The sequence below is a fragment of the Mycobacterium sp. 852002-10029_SCH5224772 genome (genome assembly GCF_001667315.1).
GTDB lineage: Bacteria > Actinomycetota > Actinomycetes > Mycobacteriales > Mycobacteriaceae > Mycobacterium.
On record NZ_LZHT01000122.1, the window covers coordinates 1 to 13,697 of the forward strand.

Genomic DNA, 13,697 nt, shown 5'->3' on the forward strand with positions numbered 1-13,697 from the left:
AAAACCGCCGGGAGGCGCCCACCTTCAGTTGCTTGACACGCGACCCCCACATCGGCTGGTCGCCGGCCGTCCAGAGGCTCAGCGTGGGCACTCCGGCGCGCAGGCCCGCGGCCGTGGTCCCCGCGCCGCTGTGGTGTACCACCGCGCGGCAGGCGGGAAAGACGGCTGCGTAGTTCACCACGCCCACCACTTTGACGTGGTCGAACTGCGGGACGCCGGTGAAATCGGTTTTGCCGGAGCACACCAGCGCCCGCTCACCCAACTGGGCGCAGGCCTCGCCGATCATGGCGATCGTGTCGGCCGGCGAATCGACCGCAGTGCTGCCGAACCCGAAGCAGATCGGCGGGGTGCCCGCGGCGATCCACGATGCGACCTCGTCGTCGGCGTCCGTCGTCAACTCCATGGTGAGCGTGCCGACGAAGGGGCGCTGGGCCTTCCACTTCGCCCATTCGTCGGCCAGCCCGGGAAAGCACACCTCGTCGTAGGCCTGGATCTCCAGCCCGCCGCGTGTGGCCATCCGTTGCGGCGCGGGACGCTTTGCCTTCGACAGGCCGAAGCCGCGGCGCTGGGCGTTCTCGGCTTTCTTGGTCACCCCCCACTGGGTCCAGTCCAGCGCCGTCATCGCGGAGCGGACCAGCGGTGCGGGCAGGCCGGGGGAAAGTTGACCGTTGGGCCGCATCGGGAAGTAATGCATTGTGGCCAACGGAAGGTCGAGGTGTTCGGCCACGTTCGCAGCGACCCCCGGAAACCCCGGGCCGGTGAACACCAGGTCGGCCCCGTCCGACAGGGATGTCAGGGTCGCACTCATCTCCGCCCAGGATTGGGTGAGCATGTCCTGGGCTTCGCGCCACCGCCTCCTCACCTCCGGGAAATTCCAGAACTTGCCGAGGAAGTCGGTGTCCCAGAAGCCGTCCTGCTGATCGGGCCCGTAGGCGGCCGCCGCAAGTCCGGCCGACTCGACCAGCGCAACCAGGTTGGGCGGCACGGCCAGGCGAACGTCGTGTCCGCGCCGCTGCAGTTCGCGGCCCACCGCCGTGCACGGCTCGACATCGCCGCGAGTCCCATAGCTCGCCAGGGCAAATTTCACGACGAATCCTTCCGATGGTCGTGCGGGTTAAGCCTGCATAGCTTTAGATTTGATCGCGGCTTGAACTATCTGCTTCCACCGAGAGTAGGTTCGCAAACGCGTGTATTCGATGGTAACGAACGCCGCGTAGATCCGGATCGAGGCACGACACGACAGCCGGCCGGACGATATGCAGACAAAGAGGAAACCGGATTCAGGGAATTATCCGAACGTGTGAGTTGGCGGAGAGTTGGCATCCACGGCACTCTGTGCGCTGCGGCCGGAACGGCGAGCCGTCCAGAAATTCTGGGCGTGTCTTTTAATCCTTTTGACTAGGACTAGGGCCGCAAGTTCTTTAAAGAACACACCCAACATGCCCGTGCCGTGATACTTGAACCGGAGCCTCGCCTCGAGATCGTCGGTGTCAGAACTAGCCAGCACGTTGGCTGGATGGACGAGGGGCAGATCTAGTTTTTCAGCAGCCAGCGATCCATAAACGCTGTCGTATTTTGTGTGTGTGTGCGTCGCGTCGGTCTGAAAGCCAATGTTCCGCACCAGGTTGCGAGCAGGGTGGGCGCAAAGGCCTGAGTTTGCCCACGTGCTGTAAAACCACCGCCAGGCCCATGTGTTGGCCATGCCGCCGTACCTGTCGTACACGAGTTGAAGCATGCCCTCGCAGTGATAGCGGTCGCGTCTCTTCGTGAAGTACTGATCGAAGAGCTGCCTATCCCTGATCTCCGGCCAGCGCAACATGTCTGGGTCGTACTTCTCCCACGCACGTCGCCAAGTGGCCCAGCCCCACACATGTGGATATCTGGAAAAGTAATAGCTATCCGCCGTTCCAGGGCGTCCGAAGAGATGATTGTTGCCAGAAATCATCATGACCCGCTCGTCAGCCGCGTAGCGGTCGAGGAGGTCGGCACAGAAATGAAAGAAGGAAGGATCGGGCACGCAGTCGTCCTCGAGGATGATCGCCTTGTCGACGAGTTCGAAGGCCCAGCTTATACCAGACGAAATACGTTGACAGAGGCCCATATTTACGTCCGAGAAATTCGTGTGGATATCGCATTCCCAATCCACCTCGTCGACAATCGCGCGTGTCGTTTCACACTTCGCAAATTCTCCCGGCCTGTCCGGACGTGGGCCGTCAGCGATCACTAAGAGCGTCTTTGGCCGTGCGGTCCTGATAGCTTCGAACACTTGCTTGGCGGTGTCCAACCGATTGAAAATAATGAAGATGACTGGGGGTGTTGTTGTCACGATCCCATCCTCGGCGGCAACTCATTGAAGAGTTAGCGGAATACGGATGATCATCCAGCGGGCGCTGCTCACGAAATGAGTGCTGACACTATAGAACCCGCGGAGTCCGCGTCAAGGGCCGTGCGTCAGGTGTCGGCATAGAACGGATTCCAGCGCGCCTAGCGGCACTGTCTTGAGACCTAGCCCCCTCCTACGCAGGCGGCAGGACATGCGGAGGGGACTCGGTGCCGTTTGCCTGCGCAGGCCAACAGTCCATTTTGCGGGCCGAAGCCGGCCGGAGTTGAGCAGCAGGAGTGGCAGCCGTCGCCTAGTGGCTATGGAATCAACCCTCTTATAAGCGGACTGCCTCCGGTGAATGGGCAGCGTGTAGCGGTATCCTGTGGGCTCGTGGTTTCGGTCGAGACGAGAACGGACATGGTGTGAGTATCCTGGACGGTGCGATGAGTATTGCGAATAGAGCCCGGTCGATCGCCCTTCGTTTTTCCGGCAGCGAACGCAGCCGCTATCCACGTCAAGTTGCTGTTTTTAGTTCCAACGATGCAACTCTCGAGTTTATTCGACAGACTAGCTGTCGCTCGATAGCTGAAATAGGTATATATAAAGGTCACACAACGCTCGGACTTGCGGAATTCCTCAACGGGGAGGGTGAACTTCATATCTTCGACTATGAGGATCGTGTTGCGGACGTCGAACAAAGAGTCCGGGCTGCGGGGTACTCCAACATCCGTGCGTTCGGTTCATCGTACAAACTCTTGGATTCCTATAATTGGAGTTTAGGCAAATTGTTAGAAATGCACAAGATGCCGATATATGACTACATCTTTATTGACGGCGCTCACACATGGGCCGTCGACGCGCTGACGACGTTTCTCGCCGATCAATTGTTGAAGCCTGGTGGGTACCTCGACTTCGATGACTATGAATGGACACTTGAACAGTCACCATCACTGAAGCCCTCCGCGTTCCCGTTGACAGGCAAGCTGTACACCGCCGAGCAGATCTCCACGAGACAAGTGAAGATGATCATTGATGTCGTGGTCAGGCAAAACTCGCGTTATCGCGAGGTGGTACCTAACAAAATTTTCCAAAAGTCGGTCGAAGGCTGATCTAGCAAATTTTACCTAGGTACTTGTCTACTTAGCCGAACAGCAAATTGTCTCGGAACAAGGGGTTCTGTCGAATCGTTAAATTCGGCCCATCCCGTAGTATTCGAATCCCTCCGCTCGCAAGCGTTCAGGGTCGTAGACATTTCTGCCGTCGAACACGACGTGTTGACGCATCGCCGACTTGACACGCTGCCACGATGGCCGCTGGAATTGCTTCCACTCCGTGAGAAGTAGCAGCGCATCAGCACCCTCGGCGGCGTCATACATGTTCCCGGCATACTCGATCGAATCTCCGAGGACCTTCTTCGCCTGTCCGGTTGCTTCGGGATCAAAGGCTCGCACTGTGGCGCCAAATTCTGCCAGGTTTTTCGCGATGACGAGAGAGGGGGCCGCGCGCACATCGTCGGTTTGTGGTTTAAAGCTGAGGCCCCAGAGCGCAATTTGCAAACCACGTAGATTCGTGTTTGCTCGTTCTCCTGCGAATCGGGTGATGATTTTCGATACGAGAGCCTCTTTCTGCCGGTCGTTGACATGTTCGACTGCGTGCAGCAGGTGTGTTTCCGAGTCGAAGCGGCTGGCGGTATGTAGAAGCGCCCGAACGTCTTTCGGCAAGCAGGAACCGCCGTAGCCTATCCCGGGGAACAAAAAATCATAGCCGATGCGCTTGTCTGCTCCGATGGCCTCCCGCACCGCCGAAATGTCCGCTCCGGCTTTCTCGCACAAGTTCGACATCTCGTTAATGAAGGAAATCTTGGTCGCGAGAAAGCAGTTCGCCGCATATTTCGCCATCTCGGCGCTCTTGACATCGATGGCTATTAGGGGATGGAAAGTACGAAGGAAGGGCTCGTAGAGATCTTTCATGACCTTAAGGGCCCGTTCGGAATCGCTGCCAATCACCACCCGGTCGGGTTGCATGAAATCGGCGATCGCCTTGCCTTGCTTCAGGAATTCGGGATTTGACACGACGTCGAACTTGTGTCGGGTCTTGCTGCGGATGATCGCTCGTACTTCGTCGGCAGTCCCGACGGGAACGGTTGATTTGTCGACCACGACCTTGTACCGGTCCATATGCGATCCGATATCGGCGGCCGCGGAGAAGACGTGTGTGAGATCGGCTGCGCCGCTCTCACCCATGGGCGTTGGGACAGCGATGAAGATGACGTCCCCGTGTTCAATCCCACGCTGCTTGTCAGTGGTGAAGTCGATCAGCCCGTTCTCACGGTTTCGCGCGATGAGTTCCGCCAGGCCGGGCTCGAAAATCGGGACGCCGCCCCCGAGAAGCAGATCTATCTTGGCCTTATCAATATCGACGCAGACGACATCATTGCCGCTATCCGCGAGGCAGGCCCCCGTGACTAGCCCGACGTAGCCGGATCCGATCACCGAGATTTTCAACTTGTCCTCTATCCCCCCAACCGGTCACCGCTGCCCATATTGCCGTAACCGCAGCGTGTGCATAGGCAAATCCAGCGCAGCTTTCGTAACAATCACAAATAGCTTCGCCGGATTCGGGCTGAGCCGATCTCGCCGCTGGTTCCGTTCGCGGCACGGGTATGGACATGGTCCTCGGCCTTGGACCTCGCAAATGTACTCGTCGTTCGTTTCGTGAACGACCACCCCGTTCCTTCGACGGGGCCGTGCGCTCGGCAAATCGGACAGTGTCACAGTGTCATGGTGAACTCACTCACAAGCTGGCTACGTCTAAGGCACCTCACCAACTGCCCCCGGAGCGTCCGCTCGTGCATGTAGAGTCTCGGCCGAAAGGGGCTCCTACCGCGTGAAGAAATTTTGGGATGAGGTAAACGAAGTTGCTTTCACGGCGCAGCAGCGATTAGGCCGGCTCCAGGTACCGGAGATGCCGCACTTCGACAGCCCTGAAACCACCAACTGGTTCCTAGATCAACTGAGGGCCGCCAAACGGTATCTCGAGTATGGAATGGGTGGGTCAACTTACCAGGCGGCCAGAGTCGGGGTGGACTTCATCGCCGTGGACACCGACCCGTACTTCCTCGATGCCGTACGCACCAAGATCCAAGGCGACGGTTTGGGCAAGCCCGGACAAGTGTTTCGGCACGCTGATATCGGCCGGACTGGGACGTGGGGCCGTCCACGGGGGAGAATTAACGACGTTCGTCGCCAGTCGTTTCGCCGCGCGTCTGATCCCCCGCCTGAATGTGTGGAGGGGCTCCTACCCGACCTAGTGTTGATCGACGGCCGATTCCGCGTTGCTTGCGCCTTCAAAGCTTTCAACATGCTGCACGCACAGACAGAGTGGACCGTCGTGGTCGATGACTACACCCAGCGGCCCCAATACCGTGAGATTGAGGACTACGCCGAGGTAACATTGGTGGGGCGCATGGCAGTCATCCAGTCGGCACGTCCGGTACCCAGTAATGTGATCACTCACTGGGAAATTGACTTCAATTAGGTTTCCCGAGTTGACCACCTGACCGCTGTAGTACTGCGCGTAGTAAAGGACAGCGTCCGACCTCACTTCGTCCCGGCATCGGCGGGGGCGGCCCGTGATGCAGTAGCTTCGATTCCTGCGGCGTCGTGCTCTGCATCAACTTGCATGCTGCACTGAACTAATAGCGGGCGAATCAACTTTTCCGGGCGCGACAGGCTCCTCCTAAACTCATAATCGAGGCTTCAGGAGGGGAGAATCCAACTGAATACGGCCTGAGGGCCGATGGCGCGCGAGGTCTCGGTGAGGAGCTGATTTGAGAGACTTGAGCATTGACACAAGTGTGATCGCATGCTGCCGACTAGGTCCTCGAACACCTTGGAGCTGAGACATCTATGACCGTTATCTTAACGGGCGCAACAGGATTCGTCGGAAGGCAGATCCTTGCGGACTTGCTCGAGCGGGGTCACTCGGTAAAAGCTGTCGTTCGAGATCCGTCTCGTTTGCATGACATTCCGGCACGCGGAACGCTAACGGTTGCGCGCACGCCCGACTTGTTTGCAGAAGGGACCGGGCGATTGGAAGAGTTGCTGGATGGATCGGAAACCCTGGTTCATGCTGCTTGGCATGCTGAACCCGGCGAATACCTCACCTCGCCGTCGAACCTCGCATGCCTCACGGGAAGCCTCCATCTGGCCCGCGCGTTCTCCGCAGTCGGGGGCAAGAGATTCGTCGGCATAGGAACCTGCGCGGAATATGACACTTCCGCAGGCCTGATGACGATCGATACCCCCTTAGCTCCTACCACCTTGTATGCCGTGTGTAAGGCGGCGGCCTACCAGGTGCTCCGCTGTTTTCTCGGCGAGGAGAACATGAGTTTTGCCTGGTGTCGAATCTTCTACCTGTACGGAGAAGGTGAAGATGAGCGGCGGCTTGTGCCATACATTCGGAGGCAACTGGAGGCCGGGCAGCAGGTGCTTCTGACTCGCGGCGACCAAGTGCGTGATTTCATCGACGTGAAAGACGCAGCTCGAATGATTGTCGATGTCGTGTTGGGCCGAGAGGAGGGCGCTGTCAACATCTGTTCAGGTGAAGGGGTGAGCGTTCGACAGCTCGCCGAACGCATTGCCGACGAGTACGGTCGGCGAGAATTATTAAGTTTTGGGGCGAGGCCCGAGAATACTTTTGACCCACCACGGGTCGTCGGTGTGCGGAAGGACGTGTAATGAGTGGCGTGACACAGCTTTACGAGCAGCCAGCTTTTCCGATCTTCCAGAACCGCATGTACGACTCCGCTCAGGAGGCGCGCGAGTGCCCCCGAGGCGATATTTGTTTGGTCCAAGACGATGTCAGCGGCCTCATATACAACGCGGCCTTTCGGCCGGAAGCGATGAACTATGACGCTGCATACCAAAACGAGCAGGCACATAGCCCGTTGTTCAGAAGTCACCTGGAAAAAGTCGCAAATATCGTTGAGCGCAACCTAGGCACTCATGGGTTGGTCGAAGTCGGTTGCGGCAAGGCGTATTTCCTCGAGCTGCTCCAGGCGCGCGGATACTCCATCACCGGCTTCGACCCTACCTACGAGGGCGAAAACCCCGCAGTCCAGCGTCGCAACTTTAGCCATGGCGTGGCCGTGTCGGCCAGGGGACTGATTCTGCGTCACGTGCTGGAGCATGTCCAGAACCCCGTTGATTTCCTCGAAGGCTTGCGCGACGCCAATGGCGGCGGGCTGATCTATATTGAGGTGCCGTGCTTCGACTGGATTCTGGGCGCGAGAGCGTGGTTCGACATTTTCTACGAGCACGTCAACTACTTTAGGCTCGAAGACTTTTCGAGGATCTTCGGCCGAGTCGTGGAGGGCGGCCATCTGTTCGGCGGCCAATACCTTTACGTCGTCGCTGATCTCGCTACCTTGCGGCCGCCCGTGTCCGGCGCGGCGGATCGTGTGAACTTCCCCGAAGATTTTCTAGCGATGGCAACCGTCGCACCGTCCAACCGGGGAGGGGTGCCGAGTGCCGTGTGGGGCGCCGCGTCGAAAGGTGTCATCTACTCGCTCTTACGAGAACGCTGTGGGAATCCGGTGAGCGTTCTTATCGACATCAGCCCAGGCAAGTGCGGCAAGTTCGTGCCGGCCACTGGTCTACGCGTAATGTCGCCGGATGAGGGGATGGCCGCGCTCTCGCCGGGTTCAGACATCTGCGTGATGAACTCCAACTATTTGGAGGAGATCCGCAAGGTTACGAGAGATCGATTCAATCTGATTGGAGTGGAGCGTGGATGATTTCGAAGCGGAAGTGGCGGACCGGATCGACGCCATGTCCCGCAATGACTATCTTCGGACGCACGCCGCCGATTTCATGCAGACCTCTCTGCATGCCAAATATTCGTACAACTTTGCTTGGATGTCGCGGCCAATCATCCAGTACCCCCAGGACATGGTCGCTATGCAGGAATTGATCTGGCGAGTCCGTCCGGACCTAATCATCGAGACGGGGATCGCCCACGGCGGGTCACTCATCTTCAGTGCGTCTATGCTGGCGCTGTTAGACATGGCCGAGGCCATCGAAGCCGGCGTTACGCTCGATCCTGCCAAATCCAATCGCCGGGTCGTTGGCGTTGACATCGATATTCGCGCGCATAATCGTATGGCCATCGAGGCGCACCCGATGGCCTCCCGCATACAGATGATCCAGGGTTCGAGCATCGCACCCGATGTGGTGGCGCAGGTCAACGAAATTGCTGCGAAATATGAGCGCGTGCTGGTGTGTCTGGATAGCAATCACACGCACGATCATGTGCTGGCCGAACTAGAAGCCTATGCCCCACTGACCTCGGTAGGCAGTTACTGCGTGGTATTCGACACTATCGTGGAGGACGTGCCTGGTGACTTATCAGCCGACCGCCCTTGGGGCCCAGGCGACAACCCAAAGACGGCGGTCAGAGAATATCTCAAGAGCCACGCAGAGTTCCAGATCGACAAGAACATCGAGTGCAAGTTACTGATTACGGTAGCCCCAAATGGCTACCTGAACAGGGCTGCGTAACATCGTTCCGGACACCATCCAGTCGGTGAGGAAGGCTGGGTTCAGAGAAAGCTCAATTCAGGGATTGCCGTGACGAAACGTGTCCCGCTCTGCGCAAGGTCAGCCAACTGATTCTGCACCTCTCGAACGATGTTCCAAGGCAAGATAATTAGGCTGTCTGGCGGATTTTTACGCAGCGCCTCAGGGGAGCGAATCGGGATATGACTTCCTGGCATGAATTTGCCTTGCTTGGATACAGCGGCATCGCACACGTACGCGAGTAAGTCGCTTCGGACGCCCGCGTAATTCAGCAACGTGTTACCTTTCGCTGCTGCGCCGTAGGCCGCCACGCGTTGGCCGTTACGCTTTTGCTCAATTAGGAAGGCTAAAAGGTCGTCCTTCAGACGGTCGGCGCGAGGCTGGAAGGCCGCGTAGGTCTCAGGTCGGGTTAGCCCGAACTGGCTTTCACGAGTCAGCAGCGCATTAACGCGATCGGTGGTGGCGATCGCCGCTGCGGCATGGCAGCCAAAGATCCGCAGGCTGCCACCGTGGGTTGGTAGTTCTTCCACGTCCCAGACGCGCAAGCCAGCCATTGCAAAGATACGGGTCACGGTGGTGAGCGACAGATACGAGAAGTGCTCGTGATAGATGGTGTCGAACTGCGTTCGTTCGATCAGCGGCATCAGGTGGGGGAATTCCAGTGTGACGGTGCCTTCAGGTTTCAGTGCGGCGGCCAGACCCCGGGTGAAGTCATTGATGTCAGGAACATGGGCATAAACGTTGTTACCGACAATCAGATCTGCTCGCCGTCCCTCTGCCGCCAGCTGACGTCCCAAGTTTTCACCGAAGAATTCCCGCCGGACCGAGAGTCCCAGTGCCTCGGCAGCTGCGGCGGTACTCGCGGTCGGCTCGATGCCCAGGCAGGGAATGCCGGCTGCTTTGAAGTTCTTCAGCAAGTAGCCATCATTGGATGCGACCTCGATGACGAAGCTTTCAAGTCCGAGCTGAAGACGCTCAATCGCAATATGCGCAAAGCGGGCTGCGTGATCGAGCCAACTGCTAGACGTGCTCGAGAAATAGGCGTAGTCGGCGCTGAACAGTTCTTCAGCGCGGGCGTAGTCCTCGGTTTGTACTAACCAGCATTCGTGGCAGACGTTAACCCGGAGGGGATAGTGCATCTCTGGGTAACAGAGGTCCTCGGCGCGTAAGTAAGCATTGGAGGGGGGCGCAAAGCCAAGGTCTACAAAGCGGTGAGTCAAGGTGACTTCGCAGTGTCGGCATTTCATAACGCGACCCCTGCGAAGTCGGGACTCAGCAAGGGGTGGGTCAAATCGCGAGGTGAGACATCCCGCGGCGGCAGTGGCCAGGAAATAGCAAGCCGGGGATCGTCGTGACGAACACCGCCTTCTGATGGCGGATCATAGGAGGCCGTATGCAGGTATAGCAATTCGCTCTCGGGCTCCAGAACCTGGAAGCCGTGGGCGAAACCCTCTGGGATGATCAGCATCTGCGCGTCGTCTTGCGCCAATTGCTCGGCGTGCCACTGTAAGAAAGTGGGAGAGTCAATCCGTAGGTCCACCGCGACGTCCCAGACCCGCCCGCGTAGGCATCGAATCATCTTCATCTCCGCGTGGGGTGGCCTTTGGAAGTGCAAGCCACGCACGGCGCCGGCATGACTCGTCTTGGAGTGGTTGATCTGTGCGATTTGGCGGTTCCCCAGTAGCGGTTGAAGTTCTTCGGCGCAGAAGATGCGGCCGAAGACTCCACGGGCATCGCGAAAAGGCAAGGATTGCACGATCTTCAGATCGGGCAGCGGGGTATCGAGGACGTTCATGTGGTCGCCCAATTAAGGCCCAAATTGCCTGCATCGGCGACGTAGGTGGTTAATTCGTGGATGCTCGATACTTCGCCGGCTTCAAGAAAGCGGCGATACCAGCTCGCAGTGTGGTCGATTGCGTTCTCAAGATTCCAGACGGGACGCCATCCAAGATGCATTTTCGCTTTTGAGCTGTCTAGTTGGAGCAAACCCGCCTCGTGTGGCTGAGTATCCGATGCTAACTGCCACCGCACGTCTGGCCAAGTGCGAACAACAGCGCTTAGCACATTCTCAACCGTCCGAGTCCCCTCCCCATCGGGCCCGAAGTTCCAAGCATCAGCACAAGTGGTATCACCAGCCAGCAGCCGCTGACCCAACACCAAATAGCCACTGAGGCAATCAAGAACATGTTGCCAGGGGCGGGTGGCGTGCGGCGAACGAATAGTCAGCGGCTTGTTAGCGGTGACCGAACGCACCAAATCAGGAATCAGCCGGTCCTCAGACCAGTCGCCACCCCCGATAACATTGCCGCCGCGCGCAGTTGCGACTAACGCGGCCGAAGGCTGATGCAGAAATGCTGTGCGGTGACTCGCCGCGACCAGCTCGGCCCCCGCTTTCGATGCGCTATAGGGGTCGTGCCCGCCCAGTCTGTCACGTTCCCGGTAAGCCCAAGGCCATTCACGGTTTTCGTAACATTTATCAGTCGTGACAACTACTACCGCGCGCACATCCGGCGTGTGGCGGACTGCCTCGAGCAAATGCAGTGTGCCCATCACGTTTGTAGCCCAGGTAGTTACCGGGTCGCGGTACGACCGGCGAACGAACGGTTGTGCGGCTAAATGGAATACGATCTCCGGCCTCTCAGCGGCGAGGACCGCAAGCACTGCAGCTTCATCGCGAATGTCGACCCGATGATCCTTAGCGGACAGGTTCAGCAGGTTCCAATGGCTCGGCTCGGACGATGGATCCAGTCCGAGGCCTATGACACGCGAACCTAGTGCTTCCAGCCACAGGCACAACCAACTGCCCTTAAAACCGGTGTGACCGGTGACCAGGACTCGGCGCCCGCTGTAGGCATTTCCGAAGGAGTTCAAGGCCAGCATTTCCACGGTGCTTCGCCACTGCTCCAAAGTTCTTCGAGCATATTTTTGTCTCGTAGCGTGTCCATCGGTTGCCAGAAGCCGGAATGCTCGAAGGCCATTACTTCACCGTCCGCAGCGAGCCGAGCCAATGGCGGCCCCTCCCAAGCGGTTTGGTCGCCTTGAATATAGTCGAGTACCACAGGTGACAGGACGAAAAATCCGCCGTTGATGAGGCCACCATCGCCTCGCGGCTTCTCGGCAAAGCCGGTCACCCGGTCGCCTGCGCACTCGATGGCACCGTAGCGCCCAGGCGGGAGTACCGCCGTTACGGTGGCGTGGCGCCCGTGCTGACGGTGGAATTCGATGCTCGCGCCAATGTTCACATCACTGAGTCCGTCACCGTAGGTAAAGCAGAACGCTTCGTCGTTCTCGATGTAGGCGCCCACCCGTTTCAGGCGCCCGCCCGTCAGGGTCTCGTCGCCGGTATCCACCAACGTCACCCGCCAAGGTTCTGCGTGGTGCCGATGCACTTCCATCCTGTTAACAGACATATCGAAAGTAACGTCCGACATGTGCAGAAAATAGTTGGCGAAGTATTCTTTAATGACGTAACCCTTATATCCGCAGCACACGATGAAATCCTGAATGCCGTGGTGGGAGTAGAGTTTCATGATGTGCCAGAGGATTGGCCGACCGCCGATCTCCACCATTGGCTTGGGTCGAATCGCAGTTTCCTCGCTTAGGCGAGTCCCGAGGCCGCCAGCTAGTAGTACAGCCTTCATCGCGCTTGCTTCCTTTTTGAGCGATAACGGCTTAAACGACCGCCCTGTGGCTCTGTCGATGCGATAGAGTAGCCCGAGTTGTCATCCACGATCACACTCATGTATCCGAATATTTCTGCGGGGATCTTATTGGAATAAAATTCCGTAAGTTGTCGAATCAGAAGAAACGAGCCCAGTCGTTCGGAAAGAAATCCGACCGCTCGCACTTGGTATGTGTCGTACTTTTCCACCCGATTGTGATAGCGATTCAAGAATTGTCGGCTAATTGATTCGATACTTGACAGCGCCTTTGTCAGCCAGTCAACTGGATAGATCCCAAGTTCAACGCCGCCGGGGATGAAGTGTCTGGAGGCTAGAAACTCAGATGCGGAATCTGAATCTAACACGCCCATTTCGACTGCTAGCGACGCATAATCGAGTATATCTTGGCGGTGATGGCATGCCGCGTACTGGCCGATTATCGACTTCTTGAAATATTTCGGCTGCGCGACTAGAAACTCGCGGCCAACTCTAGGGGTGAACACTGTTAGTTCGGGCTGACTGGTAATAGCCCGAAGGCTAAGCTCTCTCATGGTCGGATACGATGGCGCCTCTACTCCCTCTGGGGTAGGCAGAATTCTTTTTCTATAGGAAGAAATCTCAATAAGTTGAGCACTGGGGGGCAATTTCTTGATTGCGATCGGCAATACGTGCGATCCTGCGGCGCCATAGGCGAGCGGTCTGGCTTCATGCCAATATCGATCAAGTTGTTTAACATGAAATGCGGAATCAGATTGAAATTCTCCGAGTGCAATACAATCGTCGTACCAACCCTGGGGCAACAAGGGGTCTTCATGAGTAATGCAGAATCTATGGATCATGAGGCTGAACTGGTTTCGGGCTCGGGTGCTAGCGAGTGTTCGGGCGCATTCCCTCCCTCGGTCCGTGGACCGAAAGCAAGTAGCAGGCGGCCGCAACTGCGATGATCGACTGTCGATAGACGACGACCGCTCGGTCGTTGAAGGTTCATCCACCCTCCACACCAGTGCGCACGAGCGGTGAGTTAGTAACCAAATCGTTCGCCACGCAAGCGATTCTAGATGACATCATATCCATCCTTGGGCGAATCATCGACACCATGACCTGACTGACGCTACGGCAGGACGCCCGGTGCGG

General features: G+C 57.8%; 13 protein-coding genes. 5 read left to right on the forward strand and 8 right to left on the reverse strand.

Annotated features, from left to right (window positions below; translation table 11 throughout):
• Both A5775_RS21555 and A5775_RS21560 read right to left on the reverse strand, forming a co-directional pair.
• A partial coding sequence (locus tag A5775_RS21555) for a glycosyltransferase (protein WP_082953117.1) occupies positions 1-1,087 on the reverse strand: 1,087 nt, incomplete at its 3' end.
• A 201-nt stretch (positions 1,088-1,288) separates the two neighbouring features.
• A complete protein-coding gene (locus tag A5775_RS21560; RefSeq protein ID WP_231995243.1) occupies positions 1,289-2,326 on the reverse strand; it encodes a methyltransferase type 11 in 1,038 nt (345 codons plus the stop codon).
• A 419-nt stretch (positions 2,327-2,745) separates the two neighbouring features.
• Between A5775_RS21560 and A5775_RS25145 the strand changes: the two genes are divergently transcribed.
• The gene (locus A5775_RS25145) at positions 2,746-3,432 is read left to right on the forward strand and encodes a class I SAM-dependent methyltransferase (RefSeq protein WP_082953118.1); all 687 of its coding nucleotides are present in this window, start codon (positions 2,746-2,748) and stop codon (positions 3,430-3,432) included.
• A 78-nt stretch (positions 3,433-3,510) separates the two neighbouring features.
• On the opposite strand, the gene A5775_RS21570 is transcribed toward A5775_RS25145, so the two are convergent.
• Positions 3,511-4,827 (reverse strand): UDP-glucose/GDP-mannose dehydrogenase family protein, encoded by a 1,317-nt coding sequence (locus A5775_RS21570; protein ID WP_067256893.1) that lies wholly within the window; start codon positions 4,825-4,827, stop codon positions 3,511-3,513.
• Positions 4,828-5,209: 382 nt separating this feature from the next.
• Here A5775_RS21570 and A5775_RS21575 point away from each other — a divergent pair, with 382 nt between their 5' ends.
• The 4 genes from A5775_RS21575 (at position 5,210) to A5775_RS21590 (ending at position 8,883) form a co-directional block, all read left to right on the forward strand.
• On the forward strand, positions 5,210-5,860 hold the full coding sequence (locus tag A5775_RS21575; RefSeq protein WP_067256895.1) for a hypothetical protein: 651 nt from the start codon (positions 5,210-5,212) through the stop codon (positions 5,858-5,860).
• A 371-nt stretch (positions 5,861-6,231) separates the two neighbouring features.
• Complete coding sequence (locus A5775_RS21580) at positions 6,232-7,062, forward strand: NAD(P)-dependent oxidoreductase (protein ID WP_067256897.1); 831 nt, start codon at positions 6,232-6,234, stop codon at positions 7,060-7,062.
• On the forward strand, positions 7,062-8,120 hold the full coding sequence (locus A5775_RS21585) for a class I SAM-dependent methyltransferase (RefSeq protein WP_067256899.1): 1,059 nt from the start codon (positions 7,062-7,064) through the stop codon (positions 8,118-8,120). Before A5775_RS21580 ends, A5775_RS21585 begins: the two co-directional genes overlap by 1 nt.
• On the forward strand, positions 8,113-8,883 hold the full coding sequence (locus tag A5775_RS21590) for a cephalosporin hydroxylase family protein (protein WP_067256901.1): 771 nt from the start codon (positions 8,113-8,115) through the stop codon (positions 8,881-8,883). Before A5775_RS21585 ends, A5775_RS21590 begins: the two co-directional genes overlap by 8 nt.
• Positions 8,884-8,924: 41 nt before the next feature.
• On the opposite strand, the gene A5775_RS21595 is transcribed toward A5775_RS21590, so the two are convergent.
• Genes A5775_RS21595 through A5775_RS25570 form a run of 5 tightly spaced genes read right to left on the reverse strand, consistent with a single transcriptional unit; the run spans position 8,925 to position 13,363 of the window.
• The gene (locus tag A5775_RS21595) at positions 8,925-10,148 is read right to left on the reverse strand and encodes a class I SAM-dependent methyltransferase (protein WP_067256903.1); all 1,224 of its coding nucleotides are present in this window, start codon (positions 10,146-10,148) and stop codon (positions 8,925-8,927) included.
• On the reverse strand, positions 10,145-10,696 hold the full coding sequence (locus tag A5775_RS21600; RefSeq protein WP_067256925.1) for a dTDP-4-dehydrorhamnose 3,5-epimerase family protein: 552 nt from the start codon (positions 10,694-10,696) through the stop codon (positions 10,145-10,147). The genes A5775_RS21595 and A5775_RS21600 overlap by 4 nt, the downstream gene beginning before the upstream one ends.
• A complete protein-coding gene (gene rfbG, locus A5775_RS25150; protein ID WP_231995244.1) occupies positions 10,693-11,781 on the reverse strand; it encodes a CDP-glucose 4,6-dehydratase in 1,089 nt (362 codons plus the stop codon). Before rfbG ends, A5775_RS21600 begins: the two co-directional genes overlap by 4 nt.
• Positions 11,769-12,542: a glucose-1-phosphate cytidylyltransferase gene (rfbF, locus tag A5775_RS21605; protein WP_067256905.1), complete on the reverse strand. Its 774-nt coding sequence runs from the start codon at positions 12,540-12,542 to the stop codon at positions 11,769-11,771. Before rfbF ends, rfbG begins: the two co-directional genes overlap by 13 nt.
• Positions 12,539-13,363 (reverse strand): hypothetical protein, encoded by an 825-nt coding sequence (locus A5775_RS25570; protein WP_156660805.1) that lies wholly within the window; start codon positions 13,361-13,363, stop codon positions 12,539-12,541. The genes rfbF and A5775_RS25570 overlap by 4 nt, the downstream gene beginning before the upstream one ends.
• Between the last annotated feature and the right edge of the window lie 334 nt (positions 13,364-13,697).